The organism is Halobellus ruber (genome assembly GCF_014212355.1).
GTDB lineage: Archaea > Halobacteriota > Halobacteria > Halobacteriales > Haloferacaceae > Haloquadratum > Haloquadratum rubrum.
In genome coordinates, this window is the sequence record NZ_JACKXD010000002.1 from 510,237 (window position 1) to 531,561 (window position 21,325).

Annotated in this window: 25 protein-coding genes and 1 pseudogene; 15 read left to right on the forward strand and 11 right to left on the reverse strand. The window is 68.2% G+C overall.

The annotated features are described in order from the left end of the window. Window positions 1-6: 6 nt before the first annotated feature. Window positions 7-984: an aldo/keto reductase gene (locus tag H5V44_RS07550; RefSeq protein WP_185192495.1), complete on the reverse strand. Its 978-nt coding sequence runs from the start codon at window positions 982-984 to the stop codon at window positions 7-9. 110 nt (window positions 985-1,094) lie between these two features. On the opposite strand from H5V44_RS07550, the gene H5V44_RS07555 reads away from it, so the two are divergent. Next, window positions 1,095-2,231: a bactofilin family protein gene (locus H5V44_RS07555; RefSeq protein ID WP_185192496.1), complete on the forward strand. Its 1,137-nt coding sequence runs from the start codon at window positions 1,095-1,097 to the stop codon at window positions 2,229-2,231. A 180-nt stretch (window positions 2,232-2,411) separates the two neighbouring features. After that, a complete protein-coding gene (locus H5V44_RS07560; RefSeq protein WP_185192497.1) occupies window positions 2,412-3,245 on the forward strand; it encodes a creatininase family protein in 834 nt (277 codons plus the stop codon). 59 nt (window positions 3,246-3,304) lie between these two features. Here the strand turns inward: H5V44_RS07560 and H5V44_RS07565 are convergent, their stop codons facing one another. Next, window positions 3,305-3,919, reverse strand: coding sequence for a HalX domain-containing protein (locus H5V44_RS07565; protein WP_185192498.1), 615 nt, complete (start codon window positions 3,917-3,919; stop codon window positions 3,305-3,307). A gap of 134 nt (window positions 3,920-4,053) precedes the next feature. Here H5V44_RS07565 and H5V44_RS07570 point away from each other — a divergent pair, with 134 nt between their 5' ends. Then, window positions 4,054-5,571, forward strand: coding sequence for a cryptochrome/photolyase family protein (locus H5V44_RS07570; RefSeq protein WP_185192499.1), 1,518 nt, complete (start codon window positions 4,054-4,056; stop codon window positions 5,569-5,571). Between the two features lie 95 nt (window positions 5,572-5,666). Here the strand turns inward: H5V44_RS07570 and H5V44_RS07575 are convergent, their stop codons facing one another. Beyond that, window positions 5,667-5,861: a cold-shock protein gene (locus H5V44_RS07575; protein ID WP_185192500.1), complete on the reverse strand. Its 195-nt coding sequence runs from the start codon at window positions 5,859-5,861 to the stop codon at window positions 5,667-5,669. Between the two features lie 80 nt (window positions 5,862-5,941). After that, window positions 5,942-6,439, reverse strand: coding sequence for a metal-dependent hydrolase (locus H5V44_RS07580; protein WP_185192501.1), 498 nt, complete (start codon window positions 6,437-6,439; stop codon window positions 5,942-5,944). Window positions 6,440-6,550: 111 nt separating this feature from the next. Between H5V44_RS07580 and H5V44_RS07585 the strand changes: the two genes are divergently transcribed. Continuing rightward, window positions 6,551-7,129, forward strand: a complete 579-nt coding sequence (locus H5V44_RS07585; RefSeq protein WP_185192502.1) for an MBL fold metallo-hydrolase — start codon at window positions 6,551-6,553, stop codon at window positions 7,127-7,129. Between the two features lie 33 nt (window positions 7,130-7,162). On the opposite strand, the gene H5V44_RS17505 is transcribed toward H5V44_RS07585, so the two are convergent. Further along, complete coding sequence (locus H5V44_RS17505; protein WP_185192503.1) at window positions 7,163-7,492, reverse strand: DUF5827 family protein; 330 nt, start codon at window positions 7,490-7,492, stop codon at window positions 7,163-7,165. 115 nt (window positions 7,493-7,607) lie between these two features. On the opposite strand from H5V44_RS17505, the gene folP reads away from it, so the two are divergent. The 3 genes from folP to H5V44_RS07605 all read left to right on the forward strand — a co-directional run bounded on the left by folP (window position 7,608) and on the right by H5V44_RS07605 (window position 11,292). Beyond that, window positions 7,608-8,792, forward strand: coding sequence for a dihydropteroate synthase (gene folP / locus H5V44_RS07595; RefSeq protein ID WP_185192504.1), 1,185 nt, complete (start codon window positions 7,608-7,610; stop codon window positions 8,790-8,792). Window positions 8,793-9,054: 262 nt separating this feature from the next. Continuing rightward, on the forward strand, window positions 9,055-9,744 hold the full coding sequence (locus H5V44_RS07600; protein ID WP_185192505.1) for a 6-hydroxymethylpterin diphosphokinase MptE-like protein: 690 nt from the start codon (window positions 9,055-9,057) through the stop codon (window positions 9,742-9,744). A 78-nt stretch (window positions 9,745-9,822) separates the two neighbouring features. Beyond that, complete coding sequence (locus H5V44_RS07605) at window positions 9,823-11,292, forward strand: cryptochrome/photolyase family protein (protein WP_185192506.1); 1,470 nt, start codon at window positions 9,823-9,825, stop codon at window positions 11,290-11,292. A gap of 16 nt (window positions 11,293-11,308) precedes the next feature. On the opposite strand, the gene H5V44_RS07610 is transcribed toward H5V44_RS07605, so the two are convergent. Beyond that, window positions 11,309-11,692 (reverse strand): DUF2237 family protein, encoded by a 384-nt coding sequence (locus H5V44_RS07610; RefSeq protein WP_185192507.1) that lies wholly within the window; start codon window positions 11,690-11,692, stop codon window positions 11,309-11,311. Between the two features lie 148 nt (window positions 11,693-11,840). On the opposite strand from H5V44_RS07610, the gene sod reads away from it, so the two are divergent. The 3 genes from sod to H5V44_RS07625 all read left to right on the forward strand — a co-directional run bounded on the left by sod (window position 11,841) and on the right by H5V44_RS07625 (window position 13,488). Next, the gene (gene sod / locus H5V44_RS07615; protein WP_185192508.1) at window positions 11,841-12,440 is read left to right on the forward strand and encodes a superoxide dismutase; all 600 of its coding nucleotides are present in this window, start codon (window positions 11,841-11,843) and stop codon (window positions 12,438-12,440) included. Between the two features lie 164 nt (window positions 12,441-12,604). Further along, window positions 12,605-12,799, forward strand: coding sequence for a cold-shock protein (locus H5V44_RS07620; RefSeq protein ID WP_185192509.1), 195 nt, complete (start codon window positions 12,605-12,607; stop codon window positions 12,797-12,799). 155 nt (window positions 12,800-12,954) lie between these two features. After that, a complete protein-coding gene (locus H5V44_RS07625) occupies window positions 12,955-13,488 on the forward strand; it encodes a GNAT family N-acetyltransferase (protein ID WP_185192510.1) in 534 nt (177 codons plus the stop codon). Window positions 13,489-13,652: 164 nt separating this feature from the next. On the opposite strand, the gene H5V44_RS07630 is transcribed toward H5V44_RS07625, so the two are convergent. The 5 genes from H5V44_RS07630 to H5V44_RS07650 all read right to left on the reverse strand — a co-directional run bounded on the left by H5V44_RS07630 (window position 13,653) and on the right by H5V44_RS07650 (window position 19,527). Next, window positions 13,653-15,326 (reverse strand): tRNA uridine(34) 5-carboxymethylaminomethyl modification radical SAM/GNAT enzyme Elp3, encoded by a 1,674-nt coding sequence (locus tag H5V44_RS07630; protein ID WP_185192511.1) that lies wholly within the window; start codon window positions 15,324-15,326, stop codon window positions 13,653-13,655. Between the two features lie 126 nt (window positions 15,327-15,452). Further along, window positions 15,453-17,576, reverse strand: a complete 2,124-nt coding sequence (locus tag H5V44_RS07635) for a DHH family phosphoesterase (RefSeq protein ID WP_185192512.1) — start codon at window positions 17,574-17,576, stop codon at window positions 15,453-15,455. A 75-nt stretch (window positions 17,577-17,651) separates the two neighbouring features. Continuing rightward, window positions 17,652-18,254 (reverse strand): YIP1 family protein, encoded by a 603-nt coding sequence (locus H5V44_RS07640; RefSeq protein ID WP_185192513.1) that lies wholly within the window; start codon window positions 18,252-18,254, stop codon window positions 17,652-17,654. Window positions 18,255-18,262: 8 nt separating this feature from the next. Continuing rightward, window positions 18,263-18,844: a thymidine kinase gene (locus H5V44_RS07645; protein ID WP_185192514.1), complete on the reverse strand. Its 582-nt coding sequence runs from the start codon at window positions 18,842-18,844 to the stop codon at window positions 18,263-18,265. Between the two features lie 86 nt (window positions 18,845-18,930). Continuing rightward, the gene (locus H5V44_RS07650; RefSeq protein WP_343067698.1) at window positions 18,931-19,527 is read right to left on the reverse strand and encodes an NADPH-dependent FMN reductase; all 597 of its coding nucleotides are present in this window, start codon (window positions 19,525-19,527) and stop codon (window positions 18,931-18,933) included. 130 nt (window positions 19,528-19,657) lie between these two features. Here H5V44_RS07650 and H5V44_RS07655 point away from each other — a divergent pair, with 130 nt between their 5' ends. The 5 genes and pseudogenes from H5V44_RS07655 (at window position 19,658) to H5V44_RS17510 (ending at window position 21,200) form a co-directional block, all read left to right on the forward strand. After that, window positions 19,658-19,828 carry a hypothetical protein gene (locus H5V44_RS07655; RefSeq protein WP_185192703.1) on the forward strand — a complete coding sequence of 57 codons (171 nt, stop codon included), beginning with the start codon at window positions 19,658-19,660 and terminating at the stop codon, window positions 19,826-19,828. Between the two features lie 38 nt (window positions 19,829-19,866). Next, window positions 19,867-20,403, forward strand: a complete 537-nt coding sequence (locus H5V44_RS07660; protein ID WP_185192704.1) for a hypothetical protein — start codon at window positions 19,867-19,869, stop codon at window positions 20,401-20,403. Then, window positions 20,400-20,522, forward strand: coding sequence for a hypothetical protein (locus H5V44_RS17795; RefSeq protein WP_281381247.1), 123 nt, complete (start codon window positions 20,400-20,402; stop codon window positions 20,520-20,522). The genes H5V44_RS07660 and H5V44_RS17795 overlap by 4 nt, the downstream gene beginning before the upstream one ends. Next, a pseudogene (locus H5V44_RS18110) lies at window positions 20,522-20,755 on the forward strand (histidine kinase dimerization/phospho-acceptor domain-containing protein); the annotation flags it as partial. The gene H5V44_RS17795 and the pseudogene H5V44_RS18110, both read left to right, overlap by 1 nt. Before the next feature lie 199 nt (window positions 20,756-20,954). Beyond that, entirely contained in the window at window positions 20,955-21,200 is a 246-nt protein-coding gene (locus tag H5V44_RS17510) for an ATP-binding protein (protein ID WP_185192515.1), read from the forward strand. The last annotated feature ends 125 nt before the right edge of the window (window positions 21,201-21,325 follow it).

Here is a 21,325-nt window from a genome sequence, read left to right on the forward strand (position 1 = left end):
CCGGGGCTACTCGTGCCCGGCCACCCGTACCGGTCGGTAGGGCTCCTCCAAGTACTCGACCTCCGAGTCCGAGAGGTCGATCGAGAGGGCTTCGACGGCGTCTTCGAGGTGCTCGACGCTCGTGGTGCCGACGATGGGTGCGTCGACGATCTCCTTCTCGAAGAGCCACGCCAGCCCGATCTGTGCCATCTTCACGCCCTTCTCGGCGGCGAGTTCCTCCACTCGCTCGTTGACGTCGGGGCCGCCGCCTTCGAGATACGGGTGTCTGATGGCGTGCTGGTCGGTCTCGCCCCGCGTCGTCGCCTGCGCCTCCTCGTGGGGGCGCGCGAGGCGACCGCGCGCCAGCGGCGACCACGGAATGACGCCGACGTTCTGTTCGTCGCACAGCGGCAGCATCTCGCGTTCCTCCTCCCGATACAGGAGGTTGTAGTGGTTCTGCATCGTCGAAAAGGGCGTCAGCCCCTCGCGGTCGGCGATATGCTGGGCCTCCGCGAACTGGTGGGCCCACATCGATGAGGCGCCCAGATACCGCGTCTTTCCACGGTCGACGGCGGCGTCGAGGGTTCGCATCGTCCGCTCGATCGGCGTGTCGTAATCCCACCGGTGGATCTGGAGGAGATCGAGCGTGTCCATCCCGAGTCGATCCAGGGAGTTGTCGAGTTCCTGTTCGACGGCTTTCCGGGAGAGCCCCTGGGAGTTGGGGTCCTCCTCGTCCATCGGGTGGAACACTTTCGACGCCACCACGAACTTGTCACGGTCGTACTCCGCGAGGGCGTCCCCGAGCACCCGCTCGGACCCGCCGAGCGAGTACAGGTTGGCGGTGTCGAAGAAGTTCACGCCGAGTTCGATCGCGCGGTCGATCAGCTCCTGGCCGGCCTCCGGGCCGAGCACCCACTCCCGCCAGTCGGGGTCCCCGAAGCTCATACAGCCGAGACAGACCTTCGAGACCGTCGTGCCGGTGTCGCCGAGGGTCGTGTACTCCATACCTCCCGGATACGGCGAACTGACAAAAAGCCACCCGGCAGGTGACCCCGGGGAATTAATCCGGACGGCCACGTAACCCCCGGATGATCGGTCCCTCCCAGCGATCAACGATGCCACGCCAGCAACGCCGGGTGGTCGTCGCCCTCCTCGCGGTTCTCGTGGTCCTCGGCGGCCTCCCAACGGTCGCGGTCGCACAGCAGTCCGGCACGGATGGCCCTGCGTCCGAGACTTCGGGCGCGGTCGTCCGGATCGACGAGAACGAGACGTTCGACGGCTCGCTGGACGCCACCGCGGGCGCGGTCGTCGTCGCCGGAACGGTCGACGGCGACGTCTCCGCCAGAGCCGGGTCGGTCCTCGTCACCGAGACGGGCCGGGTGACCGGCGACCTCGAAGCCGCCGCCGGCAGCGTCATCCTCGAAGGCACCGTCGACGGCGACATCGTCGTCTCGGCCGCGGCGCTGGAGTTCCGTGAGGGAGCGACGATCGGCGGGGCCCTCGACGCGGGCGTCGCGAACGCCAGACTCGCGGGATCGGTCGGCAGTGACGCCGCCGTCGACGCGACCACCCTCACGGTCACCCCGACAGCCACCGTCGACGGGTCGCTGACCTACCGGTCCGAGGACGCGACAATCGCCGACGGCGCCGCCATCTCGGGCGAGGTGACTCGCGACGAGGATCTCGAAGTCGCGAGCCCCGGCGCGTTCGGCGGCGGCTCCGGCCCGGACCTGCCGTCGATCCCGCCGTGGGTGGGCGCGGTCTACTCCGCGCTGTCGAGCCTGCTTTTGGGCGTGATCCTGCTTCTCGCGATGCCGAACTTCGGCGGCCGCGTCGCCGAGGTCGGGACGACGCGGCCGCTCCGGAGCGGCGGAATCGGGCTCCTCACGCTCGTCGGAACGCCGGTCGCACTCTTGATCCTGTTCGTGACGATCGTTGGGATCCCCCTGTCGTTCGTGGGGGTCCTGGTTTTCGGCGCCGTCCTGCTCGCGGCGTCGGTGTACGGCGCGTTCGTGACCGGAACCTGGCTGCTGTCGCTCGGGGACTACCGCAACCGGTGGGCCGCGCTCGTGGCGGGCGTGGCCGCCGTCGCCGTCTTGGGACGGATCCCCATCGTCGGCGGGCTGGCCCAGTTTGCGGTGCTCCTCCTCGGTCTCGGGGCACTCGCAGCCGCACTCTACGAACTCCGCGGGGCCGACGACGGAGCGGACGCCGAAGACGTGGGTGCCGACCAAGCGACCCTTGCGGAGTAACTTTATCACGGATCGGGGGGCCACCCGCCGTATGTCGTAGGGGGTCACCCCGCGTCGGGCCGCGGCTGTTCGGCACGTCGGCGCGGGACCGGGGAGTGCCGACTGTTCGCCACGGCGACCGCCACCCTCGTCGTCCGCGGCGTGCCGTACCTTCTTTACGGGCGGCTGTCTCGCCCCGGTATGTACGTCGCAGACCGAACCTGGCCGGAGCTCGGCGAGTACGTCGCCGAGGAGTCGGTTGCGATCGTCCCGCTCGGATCGACCGAACAGCACGGCCCGCACCTCCCGCTCGCAACCGACCACCTGATCGCCGAGGGACTGGCCCGCGAGGCCGCCGACCGGACGGGGTTCCTCTGTACCCCCACTGTGAACGTCGGCGTCAGCCCACACCACCGGCAGTTCCACGGCACGATGTGGGTGGACGCCCCCGTCTTCCGTGACTACGTCGAGTCGATGACCCGGAACCTCGCGTACCACGGGATCGACCGGGTCGTCTTCGTCAACGCCCACGGCGGCAACGTCGAACACCTCCGGGAGGTCGGCCGTCGGCTCCGCGACGACGGCACCATCTATGCGGTGGAGTGGATGTGGGACGAGTCGATCCCGGAGCTCGTCGACGAGGCCTTCGAGTTCAACGGCCCCCACGGCGGCCCGAAGGAGACCGCAATGATCCAGCATCTCGCCCCGGAACTCGTCCGCGACGACAAGCTTGCGGCCGCCCGCGACGGCGGCGTCCGCGACGTCGACGACGTCGAGTTCCTGGAGCGCTACGGCGCGCGGACGTTCTACGACGCGATCGAGAACTCCGGGAACGGCGTCTTCGGCGACCAGACCGACGCCACGCCCGAGATCGGCGAGCGGCTGTTCGAGGCGGCGGCCGACCAACTCGTGCGGCTCCTGCAGTGGCTCGACGACCAGCGGATCGACGACCTCCTGGCGCCGGCCCACGTCGATCCGCAACCGGGGAGTCGGCGTCCGGACCGGGCCGGTTCCGGCGCCGATGGGAGCCGCTAACGCCCGATACCGAAGTGGCCTCTCGGGTTCTGTCGATCGGACCGGGAGGGGATTCCGTCTCAGGAGTCGGTCTCGTCGCCGAAAGCGGCGTCGTCGTCGATCTCGGCGTCCATATCGGGGAACGACGCGAACGCCTGTCGGAAGTCGTCGTCGGTCAGCTCGGAGAGCGTCTCGTCTAAGTCCTCCCGCAACTCCTCCATCCGTGCGGTGAGCTCCTGGTACTCGCTTTCCTCCTCGACGGAGACGTCCGGGGTCGATTCCAGGGCGGCCTTCTTCGAGGCGAGCTGGAAGAACTCCTGAGTTCGCTCGTCGTACCCGGCGCGCCGGAGCAGTACCTCAACGAGCCCGTGGAGGTCCTCGCGGGTGACGGGCTTGACCAGGTAATCGTCGAACGGCATCTCGACGATGTCGAGGTCCGGTTCGACGGCCGTGATCATCGCGACACGGCAGTCGATCCCGCGGGATCTGATCTCCGAGAGCACCTCGTCGCCGGTCATATCCGGCATCCGGCGGTCTAAGAGGACTACGTCGGTCTCGTCTTCGACGAGCTCCAACGCCGTACGGCCGTCGTTCGCCGTCTGCACCTCGTAAAGATCCGAGAGGTAGATGGCGTAGAGGTCCGCCAGGTCGGTTTCGTCCTCGACTATGAGGACCTGGGGTGTGGGGCCGTCCATGTGAAGTTATTATTACCATCCCAGCCAAGTGTCTAAATTCTTGCCCTCGGGTACCGCCGATCGATCGGACCCGCGACCGACTCTCAGCCGGGGTCACCGTGGCGGTTTTGTCTCCGGGAACCCAACGGGTGATGATGACAGTCTGGCTGCTCGGCGACCAACTCGGTCCCGGGGTCGCCCCGCTCGACACCGCCGATCACGTCCTCCTGATCGAGGCCCACGCCTTCGCGGACCGGCGTCGCTACCACCCGCAGAAGCTCACGCTGGTCTTTAGCGCGATGCGACACTTCCGCGACGAGCTCAGGGACCGCGGCTACGACGTTACCTACCTTCGAGCGGAGACGTTCGGCGACGGTCTCGATCGGTACTTCGAGACCAACCCGGGCGACCACCTGGTGGGGCTGCGGTCGCCGAGCCACGGCGCCGACGACCGGCGGCGTCGGCTCGTCGAGGCGCGGGGCGGCACGCTGACTCTCGTCGAGAACGACCTGTTTCTGACTACGCGCGAGGAGTTCGACGCGTGGGCCGACGAGACGGGCAGCGGCGACGATGGGTCGCGGACCTTCCGCCAGGAGCACTGGTACCGTCACGTCCGCCGGGAGACGGGCATCCTGATGGACGGTTCGGACCCGGTCGGCGGCGAGTGGAACTACGACGACCAGAACCGGGAGACGCCGCCGGCGGAGTGGACGCCGCCGGACGTGCCCCGGTTCGAGCCCGACGACATAACCCGGGAGGTCCAGACGTTCGTCGCCGACCGCTACGACGACCACTGGGGCGATCCCGAGGGGTTCGTCTGGCCAGTCACCCGGACGGAGGCGCTCCAGGCGCTGGAGCATTTCGTCTCGGTCCGGCTCCCGGAGTTCGGCGCCTACCAGGACGCGATGCTCGACGACGAGTGGGCGCTGTGTCACTCGCTGCTCTCGGCGGCGCTCAACCTCGGACTCATCCGTCCCCGAGAGGTCGTCGACGCCGCAGTCGACACCTACGAGTCGGGATCGGCCCCGCTCAACAGCGTCGAGGGGTTCGTCCGGCAGATCGTGGGGTGGCGGGAGTTTATGCGCCACGTCTACCGCCGGTCGATGCCGGACCTCGCCGACGCCAACCAACTCGACCAGACCGAGCCGCTCCCGCCGGCGTACTGGACCGGCGAGACCGATATGCGGTGTCTCTCGAAGGCCGTCGAACACGTCCACGACCGGGGGTACGCCCACCACATCGAGCGGCTGATGGTGCTGTCGAACTTCGCGCTGCTCTACGGCGTCGACCCCGCCGAACTCAACGAGTGGTTCCACCTGGGGTTCGTCGACGCCTACCACTGGGTGACCACGCCCAACGTCGTCGGGATGGGGTCGTTCGGGACCGACGTGCTCTCCTCGAAGCCGTACGCGTCGTCGGCGAACTACATCGACAAGATGAGCGACCACTGTGCGGCCTGTCCGTACGCGAAATCGAAGACCACCGGCGAGAACGCCTGCCCGTTCAACGCGCTCTACTGGGACTTCCTGAAGCGCAACGAGGAGACGCTCCGCGGGACCGGCCGGATGGGGCTGATGTACTCACACGTCGACCGGAAGGACGACGAGGAGTGGGCCGCGATCCGGGACCGCGCCGCGGAGTTGCGAGCGCGGGCCGAGGACGGCGACCTGTGACCCGGCGGCCGCGTCGCTCGCGGGCGTGAGAAAAGGAAAACCGTGGTGAGAATCGACGTGACCGCCGACCGCAGTACCGCTTCCGTGGTGCGTCCTTACAGGCGCTGGAGGTTCGTCGCGCGCGGGCCCTTGTCGGCCTGCTCGATGTCGAACTCCACTTCCTGGCCTTCTTCGAGGTCCGGACCGCCGACGTCCTCCATGTGGAAGAAGACGTCCTCCTCGGAATCCTCACTTTCGATGAAACCGTAACCGCCCGTGTCGTTAAAGAACGCAACCGTGCCTGTCGCCATTGCAGTCTAGCGAACGCGAAGGGGACATATAACGCTTGTGTCGTCGGGTCGCCGCCTCCCGAACGGGTTATACTGCGGCCTCAGACCGTAACGCCGAGATATGCGGCCGCTCCCGCGGCGAAGACGCCGACCGCGAAGAGCCCGTAGTTGGCGACGGTGTTGTCCGCCCGGCAGAGGCCGATCGTGTAGGTGCGGGTCGAGGCGGGCCACAGGAAATTGACCCCCGCCGGTGTCAACGCGTCCCCGAGCAGGTGTGCGACGACCGCGAACGCGCCGATCACGAACCCCAGCACCGGAATCGGGAGTCCGGCGATCGAACCCACCCCGCCGCCGACGGATTCCAGCGCCATCCCTGCAGCGGCGAACACTCCGCCCACGAGCGCCGCGAAGAGCAGCGAGTGGGTCGGTCCGCGGTGGGAGATCCCGGGAATCCGGTGGTCGAGGTCGGGAAGCATCGCCAGCCAGAGCATCGCGCCGCCGGTGACGACCGCGAGGTCCGCACGCTCGACTGCGAGCAGTGCGAACGCGACCGGAGCAAACACGAGCAGCGAGACGCCGTAGTGGCCCTTGCGGTACACACCCGCATCTCGAAGTCGGAGGTGAAAAGCGTCGCGCCCCCGTCACGGCGACGAGCAGTCGACCCCGCCCCGAGCGGAAAGACGCAAGTCGGCCGACCGTCAACCCCGGATGTGATCACGAACCTCGCAGCCGGCGTCCGGGCGTTCACCTCGAACGCGTTTCTGGTGACCGGGGAGACGACCGCGCTGGTGGATTCCGGCGCGAACTTTGATGTCGTCGCCCGCATCCGGGAGCAGATCGACACGCTCGATCGGGTCTACATCACGCACACCCATCCAGACCACGTCGACAACGTCCCCGACGTGAGGACCGCATTCGACGTCGAAACGTGGGGCTACGACCCCGATCACGACCTCGTCGACAACGCGGTCGCGGATGGCGACCTCGTTCAGATCGGCGACCACGACTACGAGGCGCTGCACACCCCGGGTCACAAGTCCGATCACCTCTGCTTCCATTCGGAGGTTTCGGGGGTCTGCTTCGCGGGCGACTTGGTGTTTGCAAACGGCGGGGTCGGCCGGACGGACCTCCCCGGCGGCGACTTCGAGGCCCTGGTCGCGAGCGTCGACCGGCTCCGAGCGGCCGTCGGCGACGACCTCGCCGCGCTCCACGTCGGTCACGGGCCGAGCGCGACCGACGCCCCACTCGACGACATCGAGATGGCTGCCCGCTCGGTTCGGTCCCGGTGAGGCGAACGGATCGGCGTCGCCGCCCTCAGCGCCTCATTCGGGATCTTCCGGCGCGTGCACGTCCTCTATGTCGTCGGGGATCTCGTCGGCGGGCCGCCCCTCGCTCGCCAGCCCGAAGTACCCCGGTTCGTCGCCCACAGGATCGTTGATGACGAGTTCCTCGGCGTGGGCCATCAACCACGGGATCGTCCACGCGACCACCCGGTCCTCGGCATCGGCAGCCAACTCGACCTCGGGGTCGATCCCCTGGAGCAGCCGCGCGATCTCCGGGACCGTGTACATCAGGTCGGGGTCAAGTACTTCCTCGGGTTCGTACAGCCGGTAGGGGTACAGCGTGTCGAAGGCGGATTTGGGCCTGGGCACACCTCCCGGTTGTGGTCGACCGACAAAAGTCCCGCCGGGTCGGCGCCGAGCGGCCGGCGTCGGCGGGGCGGGCCGCGGACACACAGTATATGTGTCCGCCGTTCCAGAAACGGGTATGCGAACTGTGGACGCCGCCGGACTGGGGATCGGTGACGAGCAGCCGCCGCGGATCATGGGAGTTCTGAACGTCTCGAAGGAGTCGCCCTACGACCCGAGCGTCTTCGACGACCCGGGCGAGGCCGCCGCCTACGTCGACGAGGAACTCATCGACGAGGGCGCCGACATCGTCGACGTCGGCCTGGAGTCGGCCAACAAGCGCTTCGAGGTGCTCTCAGCCGACGAGGAGCTCGAACGGCTCGACACCGCCGTCGAGACCCTCGAAAGCGTCTCCGGGGAGGCCGTCTTCTCGATCGAGACCCGGTACCACGAGGTCGCGGAGGCCGCCCTCGACCGGGGGTACGATATGGTCAACGACATCTGCGGCTTCGCGGACCCCGAGATGCCGCGGGTGTGTGCGGAACACGACGTCGCCGTCGGGAAGATGGCGTCGCCGCCGGACCTGACGCGGCCGGGTGCGGTGGAGGACGTCGACGATATCTACGACGCCCTCGGGCGGAACGGCTTCACCGACAAGACCATAATCGATCCCGCCTTCGGGGGGTGGTCCGAGGAGAAGACCCTCGAAGACGACCGCGAGACCTTCCGGCGGCTCCGGGAGTTCCGCGGCCTCGGGTATCCAATCTTGGTGTCGATCAACCGCAAGAACTTCCTTCGGGAGGTCGCCGGCCGCTCGACCGAGGCGGCGCTGCCGGTCTCGCTGGCGGCGACGTCGATGGCGGTCGAACGCGGCGCACACGTGATCCGGACCCACGACGTCGCCGAAACACGGGACGCCGCGCTGATCGGCAAGGAGTTCGCCCGGCGCCGGGTCCGCGAGGCCGGCGACGTTTCGGTCGAGGAACTCGACGTGACGACGCCGCGCGAGGCGGAACGGCACCTCGACCGCGTCGGCGTCGACGACGTGGCCGGATCGGACGCGACGGACGCCGCGTCGGTCTCCGGCGACGCGGTCGTCCGGGTGTTCGAGTTCGACGGGCTCTCAGACGCCGACATAGGCGCGCTCGCCGCCGCCGCGACCGACGCCGACGTAACGGTCGTGTCGGGGGCGGGCGATGCCGACGGCGGGCGGTCGGTCCTCGTCTTCGGCACGTCGCGGGCGCTCTCCGAACTCGACGTCGGCGGAGGACGTAGCGACGCGCTGGACGGGGCGCTTGCGACTGTCGGCTCGGCCGTCAGATGAGCGAAAGCGGGGGTCGCCGGGTGCGGCCGCCTCCGACGGGCCGTGACCTCCCGACGCATCGGTCGCTCCGAGCGGCGGCAGCGCCGACCGAAGAATACGCACGACGGGGACCCCGACCCGCCCGTGAGCGTCTCACACGGCAAAACACGAGAAAGCTTATACCGAACCCACAAGAACCGGACGACTGGAGGCCGGAAGGGCATTCGGGTAGGGGTACTTGGTGCCATTCCGGCTCGCACCGTTACACCCCGGAGCCACAGCTATGAGATTTCAATCCTGGGAGCCGGTCTACGAGTCGATCCTCGCGGACTTCGGCTACCCCCGCGAGGGCGACGAACGCGCCCGCGACGCCATCGCAACGTATGCGACCCCGTTCGACTTCGACCGCCTCGCTGCCGCCGGCGACGTCGTCGCGGTAGTGGGCGCTGCCCCGTCGCTTCCGGAGGAAGTCGACCGCGTCGGTGACGCGGATCTGGTGTTTGCGGCGTCGACGGCCGCCGACGTGGTCCGAGAGGCCGGGTTGGCGGTGGACCTCCACGTCACCGACCTCGACAAGAACCCCGAGACGGCGCGGGACCTGACCGCGACCGGCGTCCCGGTGGCGGCCCACGCCCACGGCGACAACCTCGATCTGGTGGAGGAGTGGCTGCCGCGGCTCGACGCGTCGGAGACGGTCGCGACAACGCAGGCCTCCCCGGTCGACGCCGTGTACAACTTCGGCGGGTTCACCGACGGCGATCGGGCGGCGTTCCTCGCCGACGAACTCGGCGCGGCGGAACTCCGATTCGTCGGGTGGGACTTCGACGACCCCGGGGTCGGCGCCGAAAAGGCCCGGAAGCTCCGGTGGGCCGAGCGCCTGCTTCACCTGCTCGAACGCCGACGAGCCGAGCGATTCCGCGTTCTCGACGGCCGGCGGGACGCCATCGACCCGATCCCGATGCCCGAGAGCTGATCCGTCGCGTCGCCGCCTCGGACCGGCCTCTCCTTCCGCCGCCGACACGGTTACGGCACCCGAGTCCCTGGCACCGCTATGCAGATTCACTGGCACCGCGACGACCTCCGGGCGGCCGACAACCGAGGCCTCGCGGCGGCAGCGGACGCGGCCGCGGGAACGGACGGGGCGTCGGGGACGGCGCCCTCGGGCGGGGTGCTCCCGGTGTTCGTCCTCGACGACGGCGTCCTCGAGTACGCCGGCGACGCGCGTGTCCGGTTTATGCTGGACGCGCTCGACTCGCTGCGCGCGTGGTATCGCGACCACGGGTCGGACCTGCTCGTCGTCCGCGGCGACCCCGCGTCGATCCTGTCCGCCCTCGCCCGGGAGCACGACGCCGACCGGGTAGTCTGGAACAAGGGCTACTCCGGATTCGCACGCGACCGCGACGACCGGGTGCGCGACGCGCTCGACGACGAAGGCGTCGAATACGACTCCTTCCACGACGCCATCTTCCACGAACCCGGGTCGATCACGACCAACGCGGGCGATCCCTACTCGGTGTTCACGTACTTCGGGCGGAAGTGGCTGGACCGCCCGAAGGCCGATCCGGTCGACGCCCCCGATGCCTCGGCGCTAGCGGATGTCGACGGCGATCCGCTTCCGGCTATCGAGGAGTTGGGGTTCGCTGCTCCCGACGCCGACGTGGAGACGGCAGGGACCGACGCGGCGAGAGACCGGCTCGATACGTTCTGCGCCGACGGGATCTTCCGGTACGACGAGGACCGCGACTACCCCACGCGCGGGGCGGTCTCCCGGCTCTCCGCACACCTGGCGTGGGGGACCATCGGCATCCGCGAGGTGTACGCGGCGACCGAGGCTGCGATGGAACGCGCCGAGAACGGCGGCGCCGACGTGGCCGGGTTCACGCCCGAGGAGCAGGTCGACTCCGTCGAGGAGTTCCAGTCCCAGTTGGCGTGGCGGGAGTTCTACACCCACGTGCTGTACTTCAACCCGGAGGTCGTCACGGAGAACTACAAGGAGTACGAACACGACATCGAGTGGCGCGACGACCCCGAGGAGCTCCGGGCGTGGAAGCGCGGCGAGACCGGCTACCCCATCGTCGACGCCGGGATGCGACAGCTCTTGGACGAAGCGTACATGCACAACCGCGTCCGGATGATCGTCGCCTCCTTCCTCACGAAGGACCTCCGGATCGACTGGCGGGCGGGCTACGATCATTTCCGGACGCACCTCGTGGACCACGACACCGCAAACGACAACGGCGGGTGGCAGTGGGCGGCGTCCACCGGCACCGACGCCCAGCCGTACTTCCGGATCTTCAACCCGATGAGTCAGGGCGAACGCTACGATCCGGACGCCGAGTACATCACACAGTACGTCCCGGAACTCCGGGGCGTCGACGCCGACACCATCCACGAGTGGCACGAGCTCTCGCCGGTCGAACGGGCGCAGGTCGACACCGACTACCCGGCGCCGATCGTCGACCACAGCGAGCGTCGGGAGGAGGCGCTGTCGATGTTCGAGGCCGCCCGCGGCGACGATTGAGGGCGTCCGGCGCTGATCACTCCACTGCCGCGTACGATTCCAGCGTCGCGAGGGAAACGTCCTCCAGGACCGCCTCGCTTGTCGCCTCCAGGACCACCGGCGGCGCACGCCCCGCCTCGTGGGCCTCCACCCACCGCGGCACACAGAGACACCAGCAGTCGCCGGGTTCGAGCCCCGGGAAGTTGTATTCGGGACGCGGCGTGATCAGATCGTTGCCCTGTGCTTTGCTGTACTCCAGAAACTCCGCGGTGAGAACCGCACACACCTCGTGGCGGCCCGGGTCGCGCCGGAGGTGGCGGCAGTGTCCGTCGCGGAGAAAGCCCGTCTCGGGGTCGTGATTGCAGGGCTGGAGTGGCTCGCCGTACACGTTCGGTTCTTCGTGATCGCTCGGACTCGACATACTCACGGTTCGGACCCGTGGACGCAAAAACGGCTTCCCCGACGACGAAACCGATCGCGTCGTCGTGTCGCGTGTAGTGTAACGTGTTACCACATCTCTCTTAACGTTTAACAGGAATACGACCTATAGTAGAATCGGAGGCAGAACTATGAGCTACGAACTAGATCCACTTCCATACGATTACGACGCGCTCGAGCCGCACATCTCCGAACAGGTCCTGACGTGGCACCACGACACCCACCATCAGGGCTACGTGAACGGCTGGAACGCGGCCGAGGAGACGCTCGAGGGGAACCGCGAGTCCGGCGACTTCTCGTCGTCGGCCGGCGCCATCCGGAACGTCACCCACAACTCCAGCGGACACATCCTCCACGAGCTGTTCTGGCAGAACATGTCGCCGGAGGGCGGCGACGAGCCGGGCGGCGCGCTCGGCGACCGGATCGAGGAGGACTTCGGTTCCTACGAGGCCTGGAAGGGTGAGTTCGAGGCCGCAGCCGGCGACGCCTCCGGCTGGGCGCTGCTGATCTACGACTCGTACTCGAACCAGCTGCGGAACGTCGCCGTCGACAACCACGACGAGGGTGCGTTCTGGGGCGGCCACCCGATCCTCGCGCTCGACGTCTGGGAGCACTCCTACTACTACGACTACGGTCCGGCCCGCGGCGACTTCGTGGAGAACTTCTTCGAGGTCGTCGACTGGGAGGAACCCAGCGCCCGGTACGAGCAGGCCGTCGAACTCTTCGAGTAAGCAACGACCCGGTACACCCCGACATTCTTTTCGAAAGTTGTGACCCGGAGCCGCCGGTCCGGCAGTCGATCCGCCGGCTCCGGTGACGACGACACGCCCCGACGGTCCGTGACACCGCGACCCTCGGAAGTGTTATACCCGAGTACGGTCTACGTTTGTTTGCAATGGCAAACGGAACTGTTGATTTCTTCAACGACACTGGCGGCTACGGTTTCATTTCGACTGACGACTCCGACGACGACGTGTTCTTCCACATGGAGGATGTCGGCGGCCCGGACCTCGAAGAGGGACAGGACGTCGATTTCGAGATCGAATCCTCCCCCAAGGGACCCCGCGCGGCGAATCTCGTCCGTAACTAACTACCGACTGCGGTCGCCCTCCGGCGACACGACTGGACTTTCTGCCCGGGTTCGCCCGGGTGGATCGCTACACGCCGAGCAGACGCGCCCCCTGTGGGACCGGCTTTCGGGGCTGATCCGAAACGCTCAGTTCCCCGCCGGCCGTTCGAGCGGGTGTGACCTCCGAGAGCGACCGGGACAGCGCGCCGACCGCCCGCTCCGACGGAGCGGAGGACACCGGCGTGTTCGTCGCCGAAACCGACGCGGAGCGCGACGACGCCTTCACGGTACGGCGGTCGGTGTTCGTCGACGAGCAGGGCGTCGACCCCGGAATCGAGTACGACGAATACGACGAACCTGACGCCGACGCGACCCACTTCGTCGCTTACGCCGACGGGGAGCCGATCGGTGCCGCGCGGCTCCGACCCGCGGGCGAGGCAGCGTCGGCGGAACCCGTGGACGGACCCGTCGGCAAGGTCGAGCGGGTCGCCGTCGCCGCCGACAGCCGCGGCGACGGGTGGGGTCGCCGGCTGATGGACGCCGTCGAAGCTCGTGCCCGCGAGGAGGGGTTCGACGAACTCACCCTCCACGCGCAGACGCACGTCCGCGAGTTCTACGAACGCCTGCGGTACGAGGCCTACGGCGCGGAGTTCGAGGAGGCCGGGATCCCACACGTCGCGATGGAGAAGGAACTCGACGGCGACGCCTGACGGTCGTTACTCGCGGTCGCCCGACACGGACGCTTATATACGAACGCGCGGCCAGGGTCCCCGTGACCTGACACCAGTCCCGCGTCGGGTCGCGGTTGCTCGGCACGTCGACGCGGGGAGCGGTCGGCCACGACTGGGCCACGCGGGAGTGCCGACTGTTCGCCCTATCCCAGGCGCTTCGAGACGTACGGGCCGTCCTGGCGGTACCCCAGCTTCTGCCGGTAGTACTCGCGGGCCCCGATCCCGGAGATGATCGCCAGTTTGTCGTAGCCCGCCTCAGCAGCGAGTTCCTCCGCCCGACGGACCAGCCGCCGGCCGTACCCCTTGTGCTGCCATTCGCCCGCGCCGCTCCCGATTCCGGCCTCGCTCCCGTAGACGTGGAGTTCGCGGACGATCGCGGCGTTCGCCAGCTCCCGTCGAACTGGATCGTTCGGGAACCGGAGCCGACAGAACCCGACGAGGAGGTCCGCCACCGGATCCTCGAACGCGAGGAAGAACTCGGTCCCGCCGCCGGCGCCGTACGTCTCGATGTCGAGTTCGACCCGCTCGGGGTCGGGCGTCGCGTCGTTCATTCCGGCCTCGCGGGCGCGGATGTCGCGGACGTCGATCCCCTTCTCCTCGGCACGCTGTTCGGCGAGTTGCCGGAGGTTCGACTTCCAGACGCCGGCGTCGATGAAGTCCGCCGGGATGTCGCGCTGGACGCGCTGGAGCCGCGTGTACTCGGGGATCATTCCCATTACCTCCGCGACGATGTCGGCCGCGGTCTCGTTGTCCAGCGGCTCGAACTCGTCGCGTCGCCACCGGTCGTATACCCGGGTCCCGCGGACGACCAGCGTCGGGTAGATCTTCAGGTAGTCCGGGCGGTACTCCTCGCGCTCGAACAGCTGCCGGAAGTCCTCGAGGATCATCTCCTCGGTCATCCCGGGCTGTCCCGGCATCATATGGAACCCGACTTTGAACCCCGCATCCCGGAGCCGCCGGTTGGCGTCGATCGACGCTTGGACGCCGTGGCCGCGGTGCATCTCCCGGTTGATCCGCTCGTAGGTTGTCTGGACCCCGACCTCCACCTTCGTGGCCCCGAGGTCCAACATCCGGTCGATCTGCTCGGGATCACACCAGTCGGGCTTCGTCTCGAACGTCGTCCCGATGTTCCGGATGTCGGCAGTCTCGTTCTCGGCGATCACGTCCTCGAGGTAGCGGAACTCCACGTCGTCGGGGTCGGGCTTGAACGACTCCTGATCGTCGGGCGCCGGCTCCGCGTCGAGGTCGTAGTCGTTCATCGCTTCGAGAGCGCGCTTGACGAACCACTCCTGGTAGTCGTGGCTGCGCGCGGTCATCGTCCCGCCCATCAGGATGAGTTCGACCTTGTCGACCGGGTGGCCGATATGTCTGAGCTGCTCCAGCCGGAGCGTCACCTGGCCGTAGGGGTCGTAGTCGTTCTGCTCACCGCGGGCGGCCGCCGGCTCGTGACCCGTGTACGACTGTGCGGAGTCGAACTCCGAGGCCGGCCCCCCGGGACAGTAGAGACACTTGCCGTGTGGGCACATATGCGGCGAGGTCATAATTGCGACCGGGGAGACGCCCGAGGCGGTCCTGACCGGCTTCCGCTGGACGACCTCCTTCACCTCCTCGCGTCGACCCTGTGGGGCATATCCGAGGATCTCGGTGTTCTTCGGCACTTTCGGCGAGGAGTACGTCGAACACGCCTCCAGTTTCGCCGACTCCAGGTCGTCGCGGCCGACCTCCCCGTCGAGGATCCGGTCGACCAGCTCCCGGCAGGTCCGGCGGAACGCCTCGGTCTCCGTCGGCTCCAGCTCCGCGTCGGCGTCGGTGCTCACCGGCGGCTCCCCCCTCGGTGGCCAGGTAGACGACGATTCATTACGCGTCGTTCCGCCCGTTTTGCGGTTAAGCGTGTCGCTCCGGGGTGGGTTGTGGCCACGTCGGAGCCGCACGTGGCCCGCGGCTCAGCGCTGCGCGACGACCGCGTCGGCGACGGCGTCGACGACCGCGTTGCGGGCGCCCGACAGGAACTCGATGCGGTTCTGTCGGATCCCGGACGCGGTAACTCCGCCCTCGGGAACCGCCTCACGGGCGGCCGCCGCTGCCGCCCTGACGTCGATTGCGTCGTCCGCTCTGACGAACAGTTCGTCGGTGGAGTAGACGACCGTAGCCGTCCGGCCGTCGGCCCGGCGGTGGAGTTCGTCCGCCAGCAGCGCCGTCGGCGGGAAGTCGTACTGATGGCTGTAGGAGTCGGCGTCGAGCACGCCAACCGAGACGCCGTCGACGTCCCGCAGTTCGAGGTTCGCTTCGGCGGTCTCGACTTCCGTGTCGAGTTTGTTCCGGAACTGCTCGGAGACGTGGCCCGCAAGTCCGCCGTCGTCCTCGAACAGCAGGTCCGTGATGAGTTCGCGTTTGTCCTGATACGACTGGTAGTAGGCTTCGAGCGCGATGGCCTCGCGGAGGTCACGCGTCCGGTCGGCGCTGTACCCTGCCTCACCCGCGAGTTCCGTGTACGCCGCCGGAGGCGACTCCCAGTAGCTTACCGCCGGGAGATGCGCGAGGTCCGTCCGGACATCGGCGTTCACCGCCGCCCCGAGGTTGGCACCCAAAGCGCCGGTGGAGAGGCCCGTAGCGTCGACGTTGCTGAGCGACGGCGACACCAGCACGTTCGTCTCCTCGACGACACCCGTGTCGACTGCGTTCGCATCGACGACGACTCGGGAGGCGCCGTAGACGCCGAGCAGCCCGAGGCCATCCAGTGAGTCCGTAGTCCCGCCGATTCCAACAAGGACCACGAGCGGCAGCTTCTCGTCGTGACGCTCGCTGTCTTGGAGCATCCGCGTTACATCGCTGGTCGCGGCGTCCATCCCGTAGACCGGGTCGTCGAGCGGCCGGCGGGTGAAGAAGTGGTACTCCGCGTCGGCGCGGGCGTGTTCCTCCCGGATGAGCGGGAGGACGGCCCGCTCGATCGCCGCGCCGGCCACGTAGCCGTCGGCGGTGGCGGCGTGCCGGATCACGATCGGCCGCGACTCCAGCACCGCCCCACGGATCGCCTCCGCGGCGTCCGCGAGCTGGTCGGTCACCGCTTCGACGGCGGGCTCGCCGGCGAGCGGATCGACCTCGTCGGGCCGTGCCTTTTCGGCGAGTGCGTCCGCGAGCCGACGCTCGACGGCCTCCGCGTCCTCGCCGTCGAGCGCCGCAAGCGCCTCGGTTTCGACCTGAAGCTCGCCGCGACGGAGTTCGACCTCGCCGTCGAGCCGTACGACGTCACCCTCCTCAACCTCGGGGTACGCCCGAACGCCGGCTTCGACGAACGCCGCACAGTCGACGACGGCGGTCTCGTCGCGGACCTCGAAGATGGTCGGCCCCCCGGTCTGTCGCGCGCCGACGACTTCGCCCTCGATCCGGACGGTCTCGCCGACGCGGTCGCCGAGGGAGTCGACGGTGACCCGCTCCGGTTCGGCCTCGGCCTCGGTCGCCTCCGGCTCCGCTTCGACGGCGCCTGCTTGCCGTCCTGATTCCGGGGTGTCGGTGGCGGCGTCGTGGTCGGCATCGACGGCATCGGATCCCGCGTCGGGACCTTGGTCCGCCGCCGAACCGGCTCGCCCGCCACCCTCCTCGTCAGCCGTGGTCGACTCGCCGGTCGTTTCCGCCGAGTCCGTCCCGTTCGACGCCCGGGACTTCGTCGAGATACCCTTCGGGGTCTTCTTGACGGCCCTCGGCCCGTCGGAATCGCCGTTCTCGATCTCCTCGCCGTCGGCGTCGCCGTCGGGGTCGTGGACCCGCGCCCCGCGGAACTCCGACTCCGACTGCCGGATCGACCATCCCAGGTCGATGTTGCCGTTGCTCCGGACGTTCTTCACCTGGACGAACACCGTGTCGCCGGACTCCCAATCGAGCGTCTCCAGCCGGCGGTCGAGTTCGCTGCGGTGCAGGAGCCCGGTGACGCCGGGCGCGAGATCCACGAAGACACCGAAGTCCGCAAATCCGTCGACGGTTCCTTTGTAGTACCGGCCGGGCGTGAGTTGCTTCGGGGAGCTACCGCGGAAATCGAACCAGACGTCCTCGTCGTGCGTAATCCAATCCATTAGGTGTGTAAAACGTGTGGGGCCTAAAACGATTGTCGAATCTCCGCTGTCGGAACACGGCCGCCTCCGCCGGGGTCAGATCAGTCCTGCAGCGCGCACCAGGGCCGTTCCGGCGTCGATCCCGCCGAAGGCGGTCCCGAACAGGAGCGTCGCGGGAACCGCACCCGCGACTGCGGCCCGTGCGGTCGTCGTCCCGTGGACCTCCCGAAGCCCGACAGTCAGGAGGGCAGCGGCGTAGACCGTACACCCGGCGCGGACTGCGGGGATCGGGACCCCCGCGAACACGCACGGCGAAGCGGCGTACGCGATCACCTGGACGGTCTCGCTGACGCCCGCGCGACCGGGGACGACGACGATCAGGATGACCGTCTGAAGCGCCGCTGCCAGGTGCAGCGTCGCCGGCGCGACCACCACGGCAACCAACGCGAGTCCGAGCGCGGCCGACACGCCCGGTCCGAGCGCGAACCCCGGGATCCGTGCGGGAACGAACGCAAACAGCCCGGCGACGTACGCGACGGCGACGGCGACGGCGAACACGAGTCCCGGCGCCTGGTCCCCGGGGGCGACGCCGTTCCGGAAGAACTGCCGCGGCCGGATCAGGACCTCGAGCCACGCTCGAAGGAGGCCGCGCGGCCCGCGGTCCCGGCCGCCGGTCGGGTTCTCTACCCAGGTTGTCACGGTCGAAACTAATCGCGCCGGAGGATATGACAGTTCCGGCACCGCGCCTCGTAGGACTCCTCGGCGCCGACCACGATGGTCGGGTCGTCCGCGTGTGCGGGTTCGCCGCCGACCAGCCGCTGGTTCCGGGTGGCGGGCTCGCCGCAGACCGCACAGATCGCCCGGAGCTTGTCGACGTACTCCGCGACCGCCATCAGTTGCGGGAGCGGCTCGAACGGCTCGCCGCGGTACGTCTGGTCGAGCCCGGAGACGATCACCCGCCGGCCGTCGTCGGCTAACCGTTGGCAGACTTCGAGAAGTTCGGTCGAAAAGAAGTTCGCCTCGTCGATCGCGACGATGTCCTGGTCGTCGAGTCCCTCCCTGATTTCCCATACGTCTTCGCTTTCGACGACCGACGCCTCCCACTGTCGGCCGACGTGGGAGCCGACCGTCGCATCGCCGTATCGGTCGTCGACCGCGGGCTTGAACACCGCGACCGCCTGTCCCGCGATCTCCGCACGTCGAAGCCGCCGGAGGAGCTCCTCGGTCTTGCCGGAGAACATCGACCCCGTGACGACCTCGATCCACCCGCTGTTCGTGATGGCGTGCATACGATGCGGAGATACCCGCGGGTGGGAAAACGGTTGCCGTTCGGATGTGGCTCCCGGCCGGACTCGTCCCGGTCGCCGGGGCCCGCTCAGTCGCCGGCGCCGACGTTCTCGCCGGCCTCGAACGACGACGGGTCCGGTTCGATGCGGGCGTACTCCACGACGCGCCGGCCGAGCACCCGCACGCGCTCGTCCAGCCCGTCGTCGACGATCCCTTCGGCGTCGAACTTCGAGGAGACGCTCGGGAGCGCCGCCTGGTGGGGGAGCACCCACGCATCGAGCGCTCGACAGACCGACCGGAGGTGATCGAGGGCCGTCACCGGGAACCCGCCGCCGGCGACGGCCAACAGCCCGACGGTCTTGCCCTCGAACTCGTCGAACCCGCAGTGATCCAAGGCGTTCTTCAGCACGCCCGAGTAGGAGCCGTGGTACATCGGCGTTCCCAGAAGCACGGCGTCGGCCTCCCGAACCCGCCGAACCACCGCGTCGCTGTCGCCCTGCGTTTCCCGGTCGGGGTCCAGCGGCGGGAGGTCGTACTCCCGCAGGTCGATCACCGTCCCGGTGCCGCCGGCCGCTCGGGTGCCGTCGAGCGCCCGCGACAGCGCGCGTCTGGTGTAGCTTCCGTCCCGGAGGCTGCCGCAGAGCGCGACCACGTGGACGCCCGACCTGTCGGTGTCGTCTGTCACACCCCGATGTTCGGCCGACACCGCAAAAAGCCACCGTCGGTCGCCCGCGATTCCGGATGCGAGCACGAATCCTGACGCGTTAGGTGAGAGGAAAATCGGCGGGAAGGGGACGGAAACCCCCGCGCTCTCGATGTCGCCGCTGACACACGGCAGCGGGGTCGGCGTGTGGCCGAGCAAGTGGGTCATCGAGGGTGCCGGCGGGACCCTCTCCTTCGACAGCGGGTCGGAGGACACGGGGGTCACTGTCGGGCTCTCTGCCTCCGAGACCGCACGACCCGGCGGAATCGACGTGACGACCTGAAAGCCCGCGAACGGCGGCTCCGTACCATCATCGACCGGATGACCGACGCCGTCCTCGAAGCGGACCGGTCCTGGCAGGTCACCGTCCTCGATACGCACGCCGGGGACGTCCTCGGCGTCGACGCCGAGGCGGTCGTCGACTCCGACTTCCGGGAGGCCTTCCCCGAGGTCACGGACACCGAGTTCGAGTCGGCTCATACTGTTGGCTATAACTACGTGAAGAGTTTCGACACCCCGAAATGTCGAACTCCGTCACGGGACTATAGCCGACAGTATTACCGGACGGCGATGGAGCGTCGATCGGCCGATAACGCCGAGGGCTACTACGAACCGATCGACGGGTGGCTCGAGGTGTACGTCTCCCCCGACTTCGACGGCGGACTCCGGTTTCACTTCCGCGACGTCTCCGAGCGGAAGGCCCGGGAACGGGAACCCGAACGCCGACAGCGGACCCTGCGGTCGATCTACGAGGTCGTCGCCGACCCGACCGGGAGAGGACGTTCACCGAGCAGGTTGAGTCGCTGCTCGCACTCGGGCGCGACGAGCTGGACACCGCCTTCGGCTCGCTCTCTATGATCGCGGGCGACGAGTACACTTTCGAGGTCGTCGACGCCGTCGAGGTGGGCGACATCGTCCCGGTGTCGGCGACCGACTGCGAGGTCGCCGCGGAGGACGAGCGACCCTCGTGGACCTGATGAGCCGGTGGGTGAGCTACGGGCTGCAAGCCCAGCGGGCCAGAGACCGGGTCGCTCGGGAGAACGAACGGCTCGACCGCTTCGTCTCCGTCGTCTTCCACGACCTCCGGAACCCGCTGAACGTCGCGGCCGGCTACGTCCAACTGGCACAGGAGACTGGGGAGATGGCACACCTCGATCGGGTCCAGTCGACGCTGGACCGGACGCGGGCGCCGATCGACGACCTGCTGAAACTCGCCCGATCGGGTGGGATGAATCCCGACATTCAGGTCGTTGACCTCGGGACGATCGTCGAACGCCCCCGGGAGGTGGTGTCCACCGACAACGCCTCCCTCACGGTGGCGGCGGATCGCCGGATCCGCGCGGACCCGACGGTGCTGGGACAGGTGACCGGGAACCTCGTCCGGAACGCGGCCGTCCACGGCGGAGGGGGTGTCAGTCGTCGAGGACAACCTCCCCGACGGCGTCTCCGTCGAGGACGACGGACCTGGCATCCCCGCGTCGGAGCGCCAGCGGGTCTTCGAGGTGGGCTACACGACAGGCGAGGAAGGAACAGGGTTCGGGCTCGCGATCGTCCCGGAAGTCGCCGAGGCACACGGCTGGGACGTGGCGCTTACCGATGGCGAACACGGCGGTGCACGCTACGGGATCACCGGCGTCGATTTCGTCGACGGCTGAGCGAGCGGGGTGTCGGTTGCTGTTAGATGTCAATCTCCTACTACTGCGCTTTAATTATGAAAAGCAATCATACGAGTATAATATCAGACTGGTATCAGTAACGGACGAAAGCAAGGGAATTCGGA

What these genes read in the sequence shown, in the direction of transcription:
- H5V44_RS07655 (WP_185192703.1), top strand. Translation starts at nt 19,658, where the DNA reads ATGTCGCCGCTGACACACGGCAGCGGGGTCGGCGTGTGGCCGAGCAAG.
- H5V44_RS07570 (WP_185192499.1), top strand. Translation starts at nt 4,054, where the DNA reads ATGACAGTCTGGCTGCTCGGCGACCAACTCGGTCCCGGGGTCGCCCCG.
- H5V44_RS07565 (WP_185192498.1), bottom strand. Translation starts at nt 3,919, where the DNA reads ATGGACGGCCCCACACCCCAGGTCCTCATAGTCGAGGACGAAACCGAC.
- H5V44_RS07660 (WP_185192704.1), top strand. Translation starts at nt 19,867, where the DNA reads ATGACCGACGCCGTCCTCGAAGCGGACCGGTCCTGGCAGGTCACCGTC.
- H5V44_RS07605 (WP_185192506.1), top strand. Translation starts at nt 9,823, where the DNA reads ATGCAGATTCACTGGCACCGCGACGACCTCCGGGCGGCCGACAACCGA.
- sod (WP_185192508.1), top strand. Translation starts at nt 11,841, where the DNA reads ATGAGCTACGAACTAGATCCACTTCCATACGATTACGACGCGCTCGAG.
- H5V44_RS07550 (WP_185192495.1), bottom strand. Translation starts at nt 984, where the DNA reads ATGGAGTACACGACCCTCGGCGACACCGGCACGACGGTCTCGAAGGTC.
- H5V44_RS07610 (WP_185192507.1), bottom strand. Translation starts at nt 11,692, where the DNA reads ATGTCGAGTCCGAGCGATCACGAAGAACCGAACGTGTACGGCGAGCCA.
- H5V44_RS07560 (WP_185192497.1), top strand. Translation starts at nt 2,412, where the DNA reads ATGTACGTCGCAGACCGAACCTGGCCGGAGCTCGGCGAGTACGTCGCC.
- H5V44_RS07555 (WP_185192496.1), top strand. Translation starts at nt 1,095, where the DNA reads ATGCCACGCCAGCAACGCCGGGTGGTCGTCGCCCTCCTCGCGGTTCTC.
- H5V44_RS07600 (WP_185192505.1), top strand. Translation starts at nt 9,055, where the DNA reads ATGAGATTTCAATCCTGGGAGCCGGTCTACGAGTCGATCCTCGCGGAC.
- folP (WP_185192504.1), top strand. Translation starts at nt 7,608, where the DNA reads ATGCGAACTGTGGACGCCGCCGGACTGGGGATCGGTGACGAGCAGCCG.
- H5V44_RS07635 (WP_185192512.1), bottom strand. Translation starts at nt 17,576, where the DNA reads ATGGATTGGATTACGCACGACGAGGACGTCTGGTTCGATTTCCGCGGT.
- H5V44_RS07645 (WP_185192514.1), bottom strand. Translation starts at nt 18,844, where the DNA reads ATGCACGCCATCACGAACAGCGGGTGGATCGAGGTCGTCACGGGGTCG.
- H5V44_RS17795 (WP_281381247.1), top strand. Translation starts at nt 20,400, where the DNA reads ATGATCGCGGGCGACGAGTACACTTTCGAGGTCGTCGACGCCGTCGAG.
- H5V44_RS07575 (WP_185192500.1), bottom strand. Translation starts at nt 5,861, where the DNA reads ATGGCGACAGGCACGGTTGCGTTCTTTAACGACACGGGCGGTTACGGT.
- H5V44_RS07620 (WP_185192509.1), top strand. Translation starts at nt 12,605, where the DNA reads ATGGCAAACGGAACTGTTGATTTCTTCAACGACACTGGCGGCTACGGT.